The sequence below is a fragment of the Novosphingobium sp. ERN07 genome (genome assembly GCF_012641335.1).
Taxonomy (GTDB): Bacteria; Pseudomonadota; Alphaproteobacteria; order Sphingomonadales; family Sphingomonadaceae; genus Novosphingobium.
This window is the reverse complement of sequence record NZ_JABAID010000001.1, coordinates 486529-502916: the sequence shown is the minus strand read 5'-3', so window position 1 is coordinate 502916 and position 16388 is coordinate 486529. Positions and strand designations below refer to the sequence as shown.

Sequence of the window (16388 nt, the reverse complement as noted above, 5' to 3'; positions counted from 1 at the left end):
GTGCAAGGCACCCGCGCGCGATACGGGCGGCAACTGGCCAAAAAAAGGGCGGCCGCGCTCCACGAAGGAGCGTCGGCCGCCTTTAAAGTCGAGAACCCAGCACATCGCTGCACCGAGCCCTTCGGGTCGCACAGCCTTCCTAGGCAGAAGCTCTGATGATGAATTGTATGGATTCGACAATTTCGGTGGCATTCGGGCAACATTCGCCGCTCATTCAATTACAAAAGCCGTCATATCCGACAGATTCGAACTTGGCCGCGCGCCAATATCGTCGCAAAGATGCCACACGAGGTACGCTGGCGATCCCCGATCGCAGGCTGGACTGGCCTTGATTCGATCCTATCCGTTCGCAGAACCGGAAACCTTCGCCCGTGACGCTTTATTCGCTGCTGCGCCCGCTCATTTTCCGCATTCCTGCAGAGCCTGCCCACCGCCTGACGATCAGGGCCTTGTCGCTGAACCAGCCTGGTGGCCCCAAGGCCCCCACCCCCACGCTGGCACAGCGCGTGGCCGGGATCGCCTTTCCCAACCCGGTCGGCATGGCACCGGGTTTCGACAAGAACGCCGAAGTGCCCGATGCCATGCTGGGCCTGGGCTATGGCTTTGTCGAAGTGGGCACGGTCACCCCGCTGCCGCAGGAAGGCAACCCGAAGCCGCGCCTGTTCCGCCTGACCGAGGATCGCGCGGTAATCAACCGCATGGGATTCAACAACGAAGGTTCGCAGGCTGTGGCCAACCGGCTTGTCCGCCGTCGTGAAACTGGTCTGCGTGGACTGCCGGGAATCGTGGGCGTGAACATCGGCGCGAACAAGGATTCGGTCGACCGCATTGCAGACTATGCGCAGATGACCCGGATGATGGCCCCGCTGGCATCGTACCTTACGGTCAACATCTCTTCGCCCAACACGCCCGGTTTGCGCGCTTTGCAGGATGAGGGCGCGCTTTCGGCGCTGCTGGATGCGGTGATCGAGGCACGCGGCAACATCAATGTGCCGATCTTCCTGAAGCTGGCACCCGATCTGGAACAGTCCGACATCGATGGCATCTGCCGGATCGCGCTGGAGAAACAACTGGCCGCACTGATCGTATCGAACACCACGATCACACGTCCGGCCCTCCGATCACGCCATGCGGCCGAGGCAGGGGGCCTTTCGGGCGAACCCTTGCGCGAACTGGCGTTGCAGCGGCTGCGCGATTTCCGCAAAGCCAGCGGCGGGGCGATTCCGCTGATTGGCGTGGGCGGCATCGCCACGGTGGAAGATGCCTGGGCGCGCATCCGCGCCGGGGCCAGCCTCATCCAGATCTACAGCGCGATGGTCTATGAAGGGCCGGGGCTGGCGCGCCGGATCGTGGCAGGATTGGAAAAAAAGGTGCGCGAAGCGGGCATGACCTCCATTGCCGAGGCGGTCGGCAGCGAATAGCCTTGGGCGCATGACCATTCTGCGCCATTTCCGTTTCCTGCCGATTTCCGCCGTTCTGCTTGCCGGGGCTTGCGTGCCGCCACCGGGCGCTTCGGTGGCTCCGCCCAATCAAGCCCCCGTTGCATCGGCGGCAGAAGGTGTGCCCGTTGACGGTCGCGGCCTTGTTTCCGCAGCCGACGCGCGGGCGGCAGAGGCCGGCGTGCAGATGTTGCGACTGGGCGGCAGTGCGACAGATGCGGCCATCGCCACGATGCTGGCGTTGACCGTGGTCGAGCCGCAAAGCTCCGGCATTGGTGGCGGCGGTTTTCTTGTACTGGGAGACGCTGCGGGCACGGTCGAGACGATCGATGGGCGTGAAACCGCACCGAAGGCGGCAACGTCACAGTGGTTCTATGTCGACGGCAAGCCACTGGTCTGGCCCGATTCGGTGATCGGTGGACGCAGCGTGGGCGTGCCGGGCAATCTGCGACTGGCGGCGATGGCGCACAATGAAAAGGGCCGGATCGCATGGCGCACGCTGTTCCAACCCGCGATCAAGCTGGCGCGTGACGGGTTCGAGATCACGCCCCGCCTGCGATCGATGCTGAGCGCGGCAAACCGCACCGGCGCTTTCGATCCGGCAGCGCAGGCGCTGTTCTATGACACTGCGGGAGAGCCGCTGCCGGTGGGCACCGTGGTGCGCAACCCGACACTGGCCGCAACGCTGGAAAGCATCGCAGCGCGTGGGGCGGACAGCTTCTACACCGGTGACAATGCCGTGCTGCTGGCCAGCAAGGTTGGCACTGCGCCGCGCAACCCGTCCCCGCTGACCACCGCCGATCTTGCCGCCTACAAGGCGGTGAAGCGCGATGCGGTGTGCGGGCAGTATCGCGAGTATCGCGTGTGCGGGATGGGGCCGCCAAGTTCGGGCGGAACCACGGTTTTCACGATCCTGAAGCAGCTTGAACGGTTCGACATCAAAGCGCTGGGGCCTGCAAATCCTGTCGCTTGGCACTTGATCGCGGAATCACAGCGGCTCGCCTATGCCGACCGCGAACAATATCTGGCCGACAGTGATTTCGTGCCGGTGCCTCTGGCCGGGCTGATGGACCCGGCCTATATTGCCGCGCGGTCCGCACTGATATCCGACAGTGCGACGATGGCCACCGCCATGCCCGGCAAGCCTGCAGGCGCGAAACTGGCTTTCGCCCGGCCCGCTCCGCAGGAAGAACATGGCACCACCCATTTCGTGACAGTGGACCGCTGGGGCAATGCCGCCAGCTATACCTCGACCATCGAAGGTCCGTTCGGATCGGGGCTGATGGTGGGCGGTTATTACCTGAACAACGAGCTGACCGACTTCAACATCGTGCCCGACAAGGACGGCAAGCCGACCGCGAACCGCGTGGAAGGTGGCAAGCGTCCGCGCAGTTCGATGGCGCCAACGCTGATCTATGGCCCGGACGGCACCTTGCGGCTCGCGGTGGGCGCGGCGGGCGGCACCACCATCCCGGCGCAAGTGGCCAAGGCGATCATCGGCGTGCTGGACTGGGACTTGTCCGCGCGTGAGGCGATTGCCCTTCCGGTGATCTATGCGCCGGGCAATGCAGTCTCTGTCGAGAAAGGCACCAGCCTTGAAGCGATGATCCCGGCCTTGCAGGCGCTTGGTCACACGCAAGTTTCGGCGCGCGCGCCATCGTTCAAGGCCAACGCCATTGAGCGGGTGCGCGTGGGCGGAAAATGGGTCTGGCGCGGGGCGGCAGATCCGCGCAGCGAAGGGGCCGCAGTAGCGCCCTGAGATGTGCCTGACGCGCACCTGACGTCACGCAACACAGGTTGCCGTAAGGGCGGCACGCCACTAGGTTCCGATGAAACCAACACGAATGGCTGGCAACGGCCCTTCGACAAGCCATTGGGCCGAGGAACCAGACGTGCAGCTTTCCGACTTCGCAGGCTTTCCCAATCTTGTTGCGATGTTCCTTGATCGCGCCGACCAGCGCGGTGACAGCCCGTTCCTGTGGGCCAAGAAAAGCGGTACGTGGCAATCGATCAGTTGGGCAGACGCTGCACGGCAGGTCTGCATACTGGCAGAGGCCTTGCGCGGACTGGGCCTGAATCCTGGTGATCGCGTGGCGCTGGTTTCGGAAAACCGGCCCGAATGGTGCATTGCCGACCACGCGATCATGGCGGCAGGACTGGTGACGGTGCCGACCTACATCACCAATACCGAGCGCGATCACTTGCACATTCTGGAAAATTCGGGCGCGCGCGCGGTGATCGTGTCCACCGCGAAGCTTTCACAACCGTTGCTGCCTGCTGCGCTATCGGCGCCGGGGGTCGAACATGTGATCGGCATGGAGCCGCTGCGCCAGATGCAGGCGGGCAAGCTTTCGTTTCATGACTGGAGCGCCATGACGACGGGTGATGGTGCAGCGGCACGCCGGGCAGTGGATGCACGCATGGCGGGCGTGGGGCGCAAAGACCTTGCCTGCCTGATCTACACCAGCGGCACCGGCGGAAGCCCGCGCGGCGTGCGGCTGCATCACGGTTCGATCCTGTGCAACGTCGAAGGCGCAGCGTTCATCCTTGCCGAGGATTTCGGGTGGGACGAGGAAGTGTTCCTTTCGTTCCTGCCGCTCAGCCATGCTTACGAACACACCGGCGGGCAATACCTGCCCATCGGCATGGGCGCGCAGATCTACTACTCGGAAGGGTTGGAAAAGCTCGCCTCGAACATCGAGGAAGTGCGACCGACGCTAATGGTCGTCGTCCCGCGCCTGTTCGAAGTGCTGCGCACTCGCATCATGAAGCAGGTGGAAAAGCAGGGCAAGGTTGCCAACTATCTGATGGACCGCGCGCTGGGCATTGGCGGGCGCAAGGCGGCAGGCAAGGGCCGCATCATTGATCTGCCGATGAGCCTGATTCTTGACCGCACGCTGCGGCCAAAGATCAAGGCCCGGTTCGGCGGGCGGATGAAGGCGATGGTATCAGGCGGTGCGCCGCTCAACCCCGATGTCGGCGTGTTCTTCGATGCGATGGGCCTGACCATGCTGCAAGGCTATGGCCAGACCGAAGCAGGGCCGGTGATATCGTGCAATCGTCCCAAAGCGGGTTTGAAGATGGACACGGTAGGCCCGCCGATGAAAGGCGTGGACGTGAAGATTGCCGAGGACGGCGAAATCCTCGTGCAAGGGGAACTGGTGATGCACGGCTATTGGCACAACGATGCCGAAACCGCGCGCGCCATCCCCAAGGACGGGCCGAATGCAGGCTGGCTGCACACCGGCGATATTGGCCATATTGATGAGCGGGGCCGTATCGTCATCACTGATCGCAAGAAGGACATGATCGTCAACGACAAGGGCGACAACGTGTCTCCGCAGAAGATCGAGGGCATGTTGACGCTGCAACCCGAAATCGCGCAGGCGATGGTGAGCGGCGACAAGCGGCCCTATATCGTCGGGCTGATCGTGCCCGATCCCGAATGGGCACTGGAATGGGCGCGCGCGCAGGGCGAGACGTTTGATTTCAAGGCGCTGCAAGACCTGCCCGCCTTCCGCAACGCCGTGCGCGCGGCGGTGGACCGGGTGAATAAGGATTTGTCCGTTATTGAAAAGGTGCGCCAGTTCACCTTTGCGGACGAGGCATTCACCATCGACAACGAGGAAATGACGCCGAGCCTGAAGATCCGGCGGCACAAGATCAAGGAGCGGTACGGCACGCGGGTGGATGCGCTGTACAAAGCCTGAGGAGCACGCTTACCGCCCCGCCATCGCCTTTACCCGCGCCAGATACGTGCGGCCGATGCGCTGCATCGAACCATCCGCCAGTTCGGCAGACCACACGCCAAGACCGTCGTGCTTCAGCCCGGCGATGCGATCACGGCGCACGATGGTGGAGCGGTGGAGGCGAATGAAGCGTTCGGGATCGAGCCGCGCTTCCAGCCCGGCAATGGTGTGCAGCATCAGGTAAGACCGCTGGCCGACATGCAGCCGCACATAATCGCGTTCGGCATCGATACGTTCAAGATCGCCCGCGCCCACACGGATCAGTTCCGAACGGTGCGGCACCCAGAATTCTTCGATCCATTCGCTTTCGGGCTTTTCCGGGGTGAGCGGGGTTTCGGCGGCAGCGGCGCTACGGCGAGCCTGCGCACGTTCGACCGCGCGTTCAAGCCGGTCCTGCGCCACCGGCTTCAACACATAATCTACAGCATCGCAATCGAACGCTTCCACCGCGAAATCGTCGTGCGCGGTGACGAAAACGACTGCCGGGCGATTGGCCGGCCCCGCAGGGCCATTGGATTGCCCAGCCAGCGCGCGAGCGACGCCGAGGCCATCGACTTCGGGCATCGTCATGTCGAGCAGGACAAGATCGGGCGCCAGCGCAGCAATCAGGCGTAGTGCCGCTGCGCCATCGCTGGCGGTGCCCACCACCTGTAACGCCGGGATGCGCGCGCAAAGGATCTGCATCCGCTCCACCGCCAGCGGTTCATCATCAACAATCAGCGTGCGCACTATCGCCCCCTCAACATTCGTTCCGCACCACCGGCATGGTCAGCACGGTGGCATATCCCCCTGCCGGAAGCGGGCCGCTTTCCACCTTTGCCTCATCCCCGAAGCGGGCGATCAGGCGACTTTTCACGTTTTCCAGACCGATGCCGGTGCTGCCGCTGGCAAGCCCTTCTCCCGGCCCATCATCAGCCACGGTGAGGATCAGGAACCCGCCCGCCTCACGCGCGGAAATGCGGATAGTGACCGGGCGAATCGTGGTGGATACGCCGTATTTGATCGAGTTTTCGACCAGCGGCTGCAGGATCATTCCCGGCACGCAGGCGCTCATCAGATCGTCCGGCACATCGAAATCGCAGCGCAGTCGTTCGGGAAAGCGCACGGCCTCGATTTCTAGATAATGCCGTTGCAGTGCGATCTCGTCTTCCAGCGGCATGTCGGTGGTTGGGTCACCGGCAAGGCTGTGGCGATAGAAACGGGAGATCGACTGAATCATCTTCTCGGCCTGCTCAGAACGACCGACCATGACCAAAGCTGACAATGAATTCAATGTGTTGAATAGGAAATGCGGGTTCACCTGATAGCGCAAGGATCGCAGTTCGGCAGCCTTGGCGGCGCGACGATATTCGCCTTCCCGGTATTCCGCCGCACGCAACTGTTCACCATTGCCCAGCGCGAGATAGAGCGCAGCCCAGGCGATCAGCAAGAAATAGCGGCCCAGCGCGACATCGGTAAGCTGCCGCCACAGGCCTTCCTTTTCCACCAGTTGGCGAATGATCGTAACCTTGCTGGTAGACGTGGCCACATCGGTAGCGGCGGCTTGCGGGGGCGCAGCTTCGGTGGGTGCAGGGGTTGCTGGCGCGCTAGTTACAGGCTTCTTCGACACCGTGGTCTCAGGCCGCGTTGCAACCTTTGACGGGGTGGGTGTGGGAGCGGATTGCGCGGCGCGCTGCCTTGCCTGACGCACTTCTGCGCGTGCGCGCTCGGCCTCGGCGCGGGCCTGTGCCAGTGCAGCGCGGCGGGCGGCTTCGGCTTGACGCAGCGCGGCCTGTGCCTCGCGCCGCGCAGATTCGCGAACTGCGGCGGGCGGAGCCGGTGGCGCGGGCGGCATGGCAGTTGCGCCGGGCTGCGGTGGGGCGGGCGGCGCGGGAAGCGCCATTTCCGGGGACGTCAGTTCACCATCGCCATCATCGCGATAGACCTTGTTGCCGATGCGAACTTCGGACCGGCCATCGGCATATTGGCGAATCACCACGCCAGGCTGGCTGATCACGGTGCTGCCATCGGCGTTGCGCACGATGCCTGCCATGCGCAGCGCGCTGGTGGCACGCGCCTCCGCCAGCTTTTCGATCTCCGCAATGTCATCGTCGTCGAGCAGCGGCTCCGGCGATGGCGATACCTTGGGCGCGGGCGGTGGGCTGGACACGGCGCGCGGGGCGGGTTCCGGTGGCTCCGGCGGGACGGGGATAACTGGCGCGACGATGCCTTCGTCCAGCACATCGACCAGCACGTTCCCGGCCATGTCGCGGCGGATCTTGACGGCGGGATTCTTCGAGCTGTCCTCGACTGTCACCTTGTCAGGCGCTTTGGCGGGATCGGCATCCTCATCATGCGTGAGGCGTTCGAGCATCCGTTTTTCGACTGGAGCGAACGCCCACTGGTTCACCGCCGCCAGCGCGAGCGCGGCAGGCAGCATGATCACCAGCGCCGCGCCGACGCGCACCGCCAGCGAACGCGCATCGAACCGGCGCAGCAAGGGCCAGCATGCCACCGTCACAATAATTCCCGCGAGCGTGACCAGCCCGCGCCGCCACAGCAGATCGGTGAAATCGCCCAGTTCCACCACCAGTCCGCGCACAGTGATAAGCAGGAAATAGCACAGCCACAGCGCAGCAGCCGACAGGATCACCTGCCGGGCCGGCACGCGCGGGATTCCGGGATCGATTTGCGGCGACGTCATTGCCCGAACCCTAAACGCGAACCGCCCGACACACCAGAACGGTGGTCGGGCGGCATGTGCTGTTCATCGAAGCGCAAGGTTACGCGGGGAGGAGTTTCTCTTCCGCGATCTTCTTCTTCCACACCAGCGGCGCGGTCTTGTGGACGTTTTCGCCTTCGCTATCCACGGCCACGGTCACCGGCATGTCCTCTACGGTGAACTCGTAGATCGCTTCCATGCCAAGGTCTTCAAAGCCGACGACCTTGGCCTGCTTGATCGCGCGGGCAACCAGATAGGCCGCGCCGCCGACGGCCATCAGATAAGCGCTCTTGTGGTTGGCGATGGATTGCGTTGCCGCAGGGCCACGCTCTGCCTTGCCGACGCTGGCGAGCAGGCCGAGATCGAGCATGGTATCCGAGAAGCTGTCCATACGGGTGGCCGTGGTGGGACCGGCAGGGCCAACCACTTCTGCGCCCACCGGATCGACCGGGCCGACGTAGTAGATCACGCGGCCCTTGAAATCGACGGGCAGTTCCTCACCCTTGGCGAGCATGTCCTTGATGCGCTTGTGCGCGGCATCGCGGCCAGTGAGCATCTTGCCGTTGAGCAGCAGGCGGTCGCCCGCCTTCCAGCCCTCAACTTCTTCCTGCGTCAGCGTATCGAGATTGACGCGCTTTGCGGCCGAATCGGGCGCCCAGTGAACTTGCGGCCATTCGTCGAGCTTGGGACGTTCAAGATAGCTTGGCCCCGAACCATCGAGCACGAAGTGCGCGTGGCGCGTGGCCGCACAGTTGGGGATCATCGCCACCGGCTTGCCTGCGGCATGGCACGGCGCATCCATGATCTTCACGTCGAGGATGGTCGAAAGCCCGCCAAGGCCCTGCGCACCGATACCCAGCGCGTTCACCTTGTCGAAGATTTCGACGCGCAGCTTTTCGATATCGGTCTGCGGCCCGCGCAGCTTCAACTGGGCCATATCGATCGGCTCCATCAGCGCCTTCTTGGCCAGCAGCACGCAGTGTTCTGCCGTGCCGCCAATGCCGATGCCGAGCATACCCGGCGGGCACCAGCCTGCGCCCATCTGCGGCAGCATCTCGATCACCCAGTCGACAATCGAATCGCTGGGATTCATCATCTTGAACTTCGACTTGTTTTCGCTGCCGCCGCCCTTGGCCGCGACATCGACGACGATCCGGTTGCCCTTCACCATTTCCACGTGAAGCACGCAGGGCGTGTTGTCGCGCGTGTTGCGGCGGGTAAAGGCCGGATCGGCAAGAACCGAGGCGCGCAGCTTGTTTTCAGGGTGATTGTAGGCCCGGCGCACGCCTTCATCGACCACGTCCTGAAGCGAGAGGTCGCTTTCGAGGCGGCAATCCTGCCCCCATTTGATGAAAACGTTGACGATGCCGGTGTCCTGACAGATCGGACGATGCCCTTCGGCGCACATGCGGCTGTTGGTCAAGATCTGCGCAATCGCGTCTTTTGCGGCCGGACCCTGTTCGGCCTGATAGGCATCACCCAGCGCGCGAATATAGTCCATCGGGTGGAAATAGCTGATGTATTGCAGCGCGTCGGCCACGCTCTCGATCAGGTCTGCTTCCTTGATCGTCACCATTTCGGCCATCTGTGGATTCCCTCCAAAGCCTGAGAAACTGCGAACGCCCCTTACGCCTCGACAATCGACATGCAAATCCCTTGGAAACGGCAGATCGATAATCTACAGGCACTTGCCAGATACCAATTGCGGGAGGCGCGTGTTTGATCGACGCCCCTGTTCGGACATGAGGGTTGCAATGACCGTGGTTGAAAACCGCCCGGCTGCCGATGAACTGCAGGTTGCGCGTCGTGCGATGATCGATAGCCAGCTTCGCGTAAGCGGCGTCAATTCGCCCGGCATTCTTGCGGCCTTCGCGTCCGTCCCGCGTGAGGATTTCGTGCCCGCCGAACGCCGCGCGCTGGCCTATATCGACCGGGCCGTGCCGCTGGGTGATGGCAAGGCGCTCTCGCCCGCGCTGACCTATGGCCAGATGCTTGAAGCGGCAGAGGTGAACGCCGCCGACAAGGTGTTGGTGTTCTCGGCCAACGGTTACCTCGCCGCGCTGGCAGGCAAACTGGCCGGAAGCGTCAGCCAGGCCGATTCGCTGGCAGATGTGCAAGATGGCTCGTTCTCGCTGATCCTGATCGATGGCGCGGCAGAGGTTCTGCCCGAATCGCTGGCAGCGCTCCTCACCGATGATGGCCGGGTGATCACCGGAATTGCTGATCGCGGGGTTACCCGTCTTGCCATCGCGCGCAAGGCACTGGGGAAGGTCGTTGCCACGCCGCTGGGCGAGGCCGATTTCGCCGTGCTGCCGCAGTTCGCCGCCGCGAAAACGTGGAGCTTCTGAACTTTATGGCCAACCGCAAGGCGCTGCGCCTGCTGCTGAGCGCCAGCGCTGCCACTTTGGCTGCCACGCCCGCTCACGCCGATGATCTGCGCGAGGCGCTGACCAGCGCCTATAATACTAACCCCACGCTGCAGGCCGCGCGCGCCACCCAGCGCGCGACGGATGAAGGTGTGCCGCTGGCCCGCGCCCGCGCGCTGCCCAGCCTTGCCGGGCAAGCGAACTACACTCGCATCCTCAAGGCCAACCCGACATCGTTCTTGGTCACCGACTGGTCTGGCAATGTGGACGTGAACCTTGGCGTGCCGGTCTATTCGGGCGGATCGGTTAAGAATTCGATCCGTGCGGCCAAGACGCGCGTGGAGGCCGGGCAGGAAGACCTGCGCGCCACCGAATCGGGCGTGTTCAGCGAAGTGGTTGCCGCCTACATGGACGTAATCCGCGATGCGGCAATCGTCGGCCTTAATCGCAACAACGTCGAAGTTTTGCAGGTAAACCTCACCGCAACGAGCGACCGCTTCGAGATCGGTGACGTAACCCGCACCGACGTGGCGCAATCCAATTCCCGCCTTGCACTGGCACGGGGCGATCAGCGCACTGCCGAAGTGAACCTGATGGCGAGCCGGGAACGCTATATTCAGGTAGTTGGCAAGGTGCCGGTCGATCTTGCGCCGCCACCGCCACTGCCCGGCCTTCCCGCAACGGCAGATGACGCGGTTGATTTCGCGCTGGAAAACAACCCCGATCTGATCGCCGCGCGCGAACGCAGCAAGGCTGCGGGATACGACGTGAAGGTTGCCGATGCGGCCAAGAAGCCGACCGTCTCGTTGAGCACGACCGGCAGCTATCAGGCATTTCAGGGCACCTTCCCCGCAACCGGCCAGTCGCTGCGACAGGGCGTGACGACCGCCCAAGCGGGCGTGAACGTTTCGGTGCCGCTGTTTCAGGGCGGTGGCCCTGCTGCACAGACGCGGCAGGCACAGGCGCGCGAATCCGCCGCGCTGGAACAGGAAATCGGGATCGAACGGCAGGTCATCGCCTCGGTCCGCTCAGCCTATGCCTCGTGGCAGGGCGCGAACGAAATCATCGCGATGAACCAGACCGCCGTAGATGCCGCCGCGCTGAGCCTTGAAGGCGTGCGTGCGGAAAACACTGTAGGCAACCGCACGATCCTCAATATCCTTGATGCCGAGCAGGAATTGCTGCGCGCGCAAGTGCAATTGGTGGCTGCACGTCGCAACGCCTATGTTGCAGGCTTCAACCTGCTGGCGGCGATGGGTCGGGCAGATGCCAACGATCTCGGGCTTGATGGCGGGGCGCTTTATGATCCACAGGTCAATTATGACCGGGTGAAAGATCGCATCTGGGACTGGGATCGCGATCCCGATCCGAAGCCCGTTTCCACACGCACCGTTGACACGCCCGCACAGGATGCGACAATCCCACCCTCGCCGCGTCCGTAACAGAATCGGCGTAACAGGGGCACTTGGGGATTATAGTTGCGATGCGTCAGGCCGGTGAACCGTCCGTCGAGGAAATCCTCGAATCGATCAAGAAAGTGATCGCGCGCGATAATCGTGTCGAAGCATCGAACCGTGGGCGGACAGAACCGGCGCGCACCGAAGCGCCGATCGCTGCAAGACCCAGCGCCGAAGTGCTTGAATTGACCGAAGCCGCCGAAGATGACGATGCAGCAACCGGCGGGTTGATTGCCGATGCCGCAGCCGCTTCAATGCGCGAATCGCTGGCAGCGCTTTCAATGCTGGCTAAACCCGGCGCAGCGCCGCAGATCGTCCGTTCGGGTGAAACCTCGCTCGAAGGGCTGGTGCGCGAACTTTTGAAGCCCATGCTGGCCGAATGGCTGGACAAGAATCTGCCCGCGATGGTGGAAAAGATGGTGGCCGCTGAGATTGCCCGCATTGCCGGGAAACGCGGCTGATTTTGCGGTTTGCGCCGGGGGTTTGACGCGCTAGTCCGGTTTCCATGAAAACCAACTCGCAGTTGCTTACGGCGGCCTCGCTTGCCGTCGCATTCGCCGTACCTGCTCTTGCCCAGCAGGCTGCTCCCTTCTCGCCGCAGGATCTGGTGACGCTGAATCGCCTTGGCGGTTCCGCGATCTCCCCCGATGGCAAGCTTGTCGCCTATGTCGTCACCACGACCGATCCGGTAAGTTACAAGCGCACGCCAGCGTTGTGGTTGCGCAGCATCGATGGCAAGAGTGCGCCGCGCCGCATCGACACCGGCGGCAGCGCCAGCGATCCTGCGTTCGGCCCCGACGGCGCGCTCTATTACCTTTCAGACCGCAAGGTTGGCGAAGCCGAAACCACGCAGGTGTGGAAGGTCGATCCGGCCAGCGGCGTAACCACACAAGTTACCGCCTTCAAAGCTGAAGTCGCCGGATTCGAACTCTCTCCCAACGGAAAGCGCCTTGCCATCTGGGGCGATATTGCCCGGACTTGTGCGACCTTCGGTTGCGAGAGCGACGGCAACACCGCGCTGCCCGGCCCCGGCACGGGACGGCACTATACCGATGGCGCAGGCTTTGTCCGCCACTGGGATTCCTGGGAAACGCCGGGTAACTACAGCCGCGTCTTCGCGTTCGATCTGGACGCTGATGGCAAGGCAGCGGGCGCAGGCAAGGCCGCTGATGGCCCGGTTGGCACGCTGACCGGCGACAGCCCCGGCAAACCCTTTGGCGGGGGCGAAGACGTGGCATGGGCTGCGGATTCGCAATCGCTGTTCTTCGTCGCCCGTCAGGCCGACCGGCACGAACCAACCTCGACCAATCTCGACATCTGGCATTCTGCGCTGGATGGCGCAGCGCCCAAGAACCTGACCGAGGACAACAAGGCCACGGACAACACCCCTGCCCCTTCGCCCGATGGCAAGTGGCTTGCTTATACCGCAATGGCGCGGCCCGGCTATGAAGCTGACAGGCTGGTGGTGAACCTGATCGACCTGAAAACCGGCGCGCGGCGAGAACTGACCGGTGCGTGGGATCGCTCGGTCGCCTCGCTCGTATGGACGCCCGATGGCAAGGCGCTGATCGCCACGGCGGAGGACGTGCTGGATGCGCCAGCTTTCCGTATCGATCCGGCCAGCGGCAAGGTCACCAGGCTCACGCTCAGTCCGGGGCGTGAAGGGCATATCGGTGGTGTCGTGCCGCTCAAGGACGGGCGACTGCTCTACACTCGTGACTCAATCGATGCTCCGGCAGAACTCTACCTCGGCAAGCCGGGCAAAGCAGGTACGCGTCTTACCGATATCGCCACCACGGCACTATCGGCTCGCGCGCCGGTCGTCACCCAGCGCTTCAGCTTCAAGGGTGCCGATGGCGATACCGTTTGGGGCCAGATCACCAAGCCTTCATGGATAAAGGGCAAGTTGCCATCGGTGCTGTTCGTTCACGGCGGGCCGCAAGGTTCCTACAACGATAGCTGGTCAAACCGCTGGAACCCGCGCGTCTGGGCCAGCCAAGGCTATGCCATCGTCTCGATCGATTTCCACGGTTCCACCGGATACGGGCAGGCCTTCACCGATGCGATCAACCGGCAGTGGGGCGGAAAGCCGCTGGAAGACCTGCAAAAGGGCTTTGCCGCAGCCATCGCGCTGGATGGTCAGATCGATGGAGACAACGCCTGCGCGGCGGGGGCCTCCTATGGCGGCTATATGATGAACTGGATCGCCGGGGTGTGGCCTGACCGCTTCAAATGCCTCGTCCAGCATGATGGCGTGTTCGATGCGCGGGCGATGGCCTATGAAACCGAAGAGCTGTGGTTCGATGAATGGGAACACGGCGGGCATCCCTATTACGAAGCACCGGAAGAGTTCGAAAAGTGGAACCCGGTGAACCACGTTGCCAAGTGGAAAACGCCGATGCTGGTGATCACCGGCGAGAAGGACTTCCGCATCCCTTACACGCAGGGCCTTGGCGCTTTCACCGCGTTGCAGCGTCGCGGAATCCCTTCGGAGCTGCTGGTCTTCCCGGATGAGAACCACTGGGTGTTGAAGGCCAAGAACTCGTTGCAGTGGCACCAGACCTCGTTCAATTGGCTGGAACGGTGGCTGAAGAAGGACGGTAAGTGAGCTTTACTGCGCAAGAAATCCTGCAGGCAGAAGTGGCGCTGGAAAAGCTGGGTGGCTTCAACCCCCAGCGCCACATCCTGCTGTGCGCCGGGCCTGACAAGGACAAGTGCGCCCCGCGTGAAGTGGGGGATGAGGCGTGGAACTACCTCAAGAAGCGCCTGGGCGAACTGAAGCTGGGTGGGGCGCAGGGCGTGCTGCGCAACAAGGTCGGCTGTTTGCGCGTGTGTCTGGTCGGACCGGTGGCGGTCGTTTACCCCGACAACGTGTGGTACCATTCCTGCACCCCGCCAGTGCTTGAACGCATCCTGCAGGAACATGTGATTTGCGGCGTGCCGGTGGAGGAGTTCCGCCTGAAGCCGCCTGCGCCTATCCCGCTCGCTGCATCACTCGGGGTATGAAGCCCAGCAATTCGCTGGCAAGATAGCCGATCGGCCCGATTGCTTCGGCACACCGCCGGCCAGCCTCTCCGTGCAGCCACACCGCCCATAGCGCTGCTTGCAGCGGGTCGGCCCCACGGGCCAGCAAGGCTGCCGTTATGCCCGCCAGCACGTCACCCGAACCGCCTGTGGCAAGCCCAACGTTGCCGCCACTGTAGGTGAACACCGAACTGTCGGGCGTGGCGATCAGGCTGACGGCACCTTTGAGCACGACCACGGCGCCAAACCGTTCAGCGCAAAGGCGGGTTGCACGCGCACGGTTCTGTTCCACCTCGTCCGCGCTGCATTGCAAAAGTGCAGCGATTTCGCCGAGATGTGGTGTGAGCACTGCAGGAGAGGTTCGAGCGGCAAGTTTGGCGGCATGATCGCAGACCGCCATGAGCGCCGCGGCATCGAGCACGAGCGCGCTGGCAGACGGCATCCCCAGGACGGCACCGACCAGCATTGCTGCCTGCGTCCCGCATCCCATCGCAGGGCCAATCACCGCAGCATCGCAGCGTTCGACGTGGACGAGAATATCGGCGCGCGCAGCGTCAATCTCGCCAGCAGCGTCGCTTGCCAACGGAAGAACCGCCATTTCGGGCAGCGCCACGCCGATCAGCATGGCTGCTTGCTCAACCGTGGCGATACGCACTTTGCCAGCGCCCGCACGCAGGGCTGCCTCGGCAGTGAGTCGCACGCCACCGGGTACGGTCGTGCAACCGCCGACTACCAGCACGCGCCCGCGGGCATTCTTGTCGCTCTCTTCAGCGGGCTGGAGCAGAGGGTGGGCGCGCAGCCATTCGCCATCAAGGACAATTTGATCAGCCACGCGCGGCGACCATCCGGTCGGGCGCACGCGTCGTCTCGGTGCCTTCGCGCACCATCGGGGTGATCCGGTTATAATGCGCCAGCATCAACCCACGGTCGCCCTTGCCTGCTGGATCAATCACGTATTCGGTCACCGCGCAATTGGCGACGTCGCCAGCCTTGTCGATCGCCAGGATGTCAGCCTCGGTCATGTTCTCGACAATGTATCGCATGCACAAGACCACCACCTGATGTGCCATGATCATCACGCGCTTGCCTGCGTAATGCAGCGAGATGGTATCGAGCAGCGCCCGCAGGCGGAAAATTACGTCTACCCAGCTTTCACCACCCGGGGGCCGGTGATAGAATTTTCCCAGCACCCGGCGGAATTCGGCCTGTTCGGGGTGGTCGTGATGTATGCCACGAACGGTCAGACCATCGAGAATGCCGAACTCCTTCTCGCGCAGCCGTTCGTCCACACAGATGCGCAAGTCAGCGGCGCACCCCCCTGCATCGCGGAAAATCTCGGCCGTTTGGACCGCGCGAACATAGGGGCTGCACAGAATGGCTTCGGGCTGGCCCTGTTCCTTGCCGCTGGCAAACCAATGGCCCAGAGCGCGTGCCTGGCGACGTCCAAGTTCGGACAGCGGCACGTCGACATCACGATGATCGAGCGCAATGCGCAGGTCACCTGCCGCGTCTGCCGCATCGCGGGCCACATTGCCTGCGCTTTGGCCGTGACGGATCAGCCAGAGCACTTCTGGCCAGCGGTCACGTGCGCCTAGGTGCCGTTCGGTGTCGCTCATGTCCCTTCAAGCGCAGATCACGCGCGAAGGTTCCGC

The 16388-nt window shown here is 63.3% G+C and carries 13 protein-coding genes; 8 read left to right on the top strand and 5 right to left on the bottom strand.

Going from position 1 to position 16388, the window contains the following annotated elements:
• Positions 1 to 371: 371 nt before the first annotated feature.
• The 3 genes from HGI47_RS02490 to HGI47_RS02480 all read left to right on the top strand — a co-directional run bounded on the left by HGI47_RS02490 (position 372) and on the right by HGI47_RS02480 (position 5149).
• Entirely contained in the window at positions 372 to 1421 is a 1050-nt protein-coding gene (locus HGI47_RS02490) for a quinone-dependent dihydroorotate dehydrogenase (protein WP_168851168.1), read from the top strand.
• A 10-nt stretch (positions 1422 to 1431) separates the two neighbouring features.
• Complete coding sequence (gene ggt / locus HGI47_RS02485) at positions 1432 to 3198, top strand: gamma-glutamyltransferase (RefSeq protein WP_168851167.1); 1767 nt, start codon at positions 1432 to 1434, stop codon at positions 3196 to 3198.
• 133 nt (positions 3199 to 3331) lie between these two features.
• Positions 3332 to 5149 (top strand): AMP-dependent synthetase/ligase, encoded by a 1818-nt coding sequence (locus HGI47_RS02480; protein ID WP_168851346.1) that lies wholly within the window; start codon positions 3332 to 3334, stop codon positions 5147 to 5149.
• Positions 5150 to 5158: 9 nt separating this feature from the next.
• On the opposite strand, the gene HGI47_RS02475 is transcribed toward HGI47_RS02480, so the two are convergent.
• The 3 genes from HGI47_RS02475 to HGI47_RS02465 all read right to left on the bottom strand — a co-directional run bounded on the left by HGI47_RS02475 (position 5159) and on the right by HGI47_RS02465 (position 9474).
• Positions 5159 to 5917, bottom strand: a complete 759-nt coding sequence (locus HGI47_RS02475; RefSeq protein WP_168851166.1) for a LytTR family DNA-binding domain-containing protein — start codon at positions 5915 to 5917, stop codon at positions 5159 to 5161.
• Between the two features lie 10 nt (positions 5918 to 5927).
• Positions 5928 to 7871 carry a histidine kinase gene (locus HGI47_RS23010; protein ID WP_370521601.1) on the bottom strand — a complete coding sequence of 648 codons (1944 nt, stop codon included), beginning with the start codon at positions 7869 to 7871 and terminating at the stop codon, positions 5928 to 5930.
• Between the two features lie 79 nt (positions 7872 to 7950).
• Positions 7951 to 9474 carry a fumarate hydratase gene (locus HGI47_RS02465; protein WP_168851165.1) on the bottom strand — a complete coding sequence of 508 codons (1524 nt, stop codon included), beginning with the start codon at positions 9472 to 9474 and terminating at the stop codon, positions 7951 to 7953.
• Between the two features lie 169 nt (positions 9475 to 9643).
• Here HGI47_RS02465 and HGI47_RS02460 point away from each other — a divergent pair, with 169 nt between their 5' ends.
• Genes HGI47_RS02460 through HGI47_RS02440 form a run of 5 tightly spaced genes read left to right on the top strand, consistent with a single transcriptional unit; the run spans position 9644 to position 14718 of the window.
• Complete coding sequence (locus HGI47_RS02460; protein ID WP_168851164.1) at positions 9644 to 10237, top strand: protein-L-isoaspartate O-methyltransferase; 594 nt, start codon at positions 9644 to 9646, stop codon at positions 10235 to 10237.
• Positions 10238 to 10242: 5 nt separating this feature from the next.
• Positions 10243 to 11697, top strand: a complete 1455-nt coding sequence (locus HGI47_RS02455) for a TolC family outer membrane protein (protein ID WP_168851344.1) — start codon at positions 10243 to 10245, stop codon at positions 11695 to 11697.
• Between the two features lie 41 nt (positions 11698 to 11738).
• Positions 11739 to 12173, top strand: a complete 435-nt coding sequence (locus HGI47_RS02450) for a DUF2497 domain-containing protein (protein ID WP_168851163.1) — start codon at positions 11739 to 11741, stop codon at positions 12171 to 12173.
• 44 nt (positions 12174 to 12217) lie between these two features.
• The gene (locus HGI47_RS02445; RefSeq protein ID WP_168851162.1) at positions 12218 to 14320 is read left to right on the top strand and encodes a S9 family peptidase; all 2103 of its coding nucleotides are present in this window, start codon (positions 12218 to 12220) and stop codon (positions 14318 to 14320) included.
• Positions 14317 to 14718 carry a (2Fe-2S) ferredoxin domain-containing protein gene (locus tag HGI47_RS02440; protein ID WP_168851161.1) on the top strand — a complete coding sequence of 134 codons (402 nt, stop codon included), beginning with the start codon at positions 14317 to 14319 and terminating at the stop codon, positions 14716 to 14718. The genes HGI47_RS02445 and HGI47_RS02440 overlap by 4 nt, the downstream gene beginning before the upstream one ends.
• Here the strand turns inward: HGI47_RS02440 and HGI47_RS02435 are convergent.
• Positions 14687 to 15568, bottom strand: coding sequence for an NAD(P)H-hydrate dehydratase (locus tag HGI47_RS02435; protein WP_168851160.1), 882 nt, complete (start codon positions 15566 to 15568; stop codon positions 14687 to 14689). The genes HGI47_RS02440 and HGI47_RS02435 overlap by 32 nt on opposite strands.
• On the bottom strand, positions 15561 to 16352 hold the full coding sequence (locus HGI47_RS02430) for a histidine phosphatase family protein (RefSeq protein ID WP_168851159.1): 792 nt from the start codon (positions 16350 to 16352) through the stop codon (positions 15561 to 15563). The genes HGI47_RS02435 and HGI47_RS02430 overlap by 8 nt, the downstream gene beginning before the upstream one ends.
• Positions 16353 to 16388 lie beyond the last annotated feature (36 nt).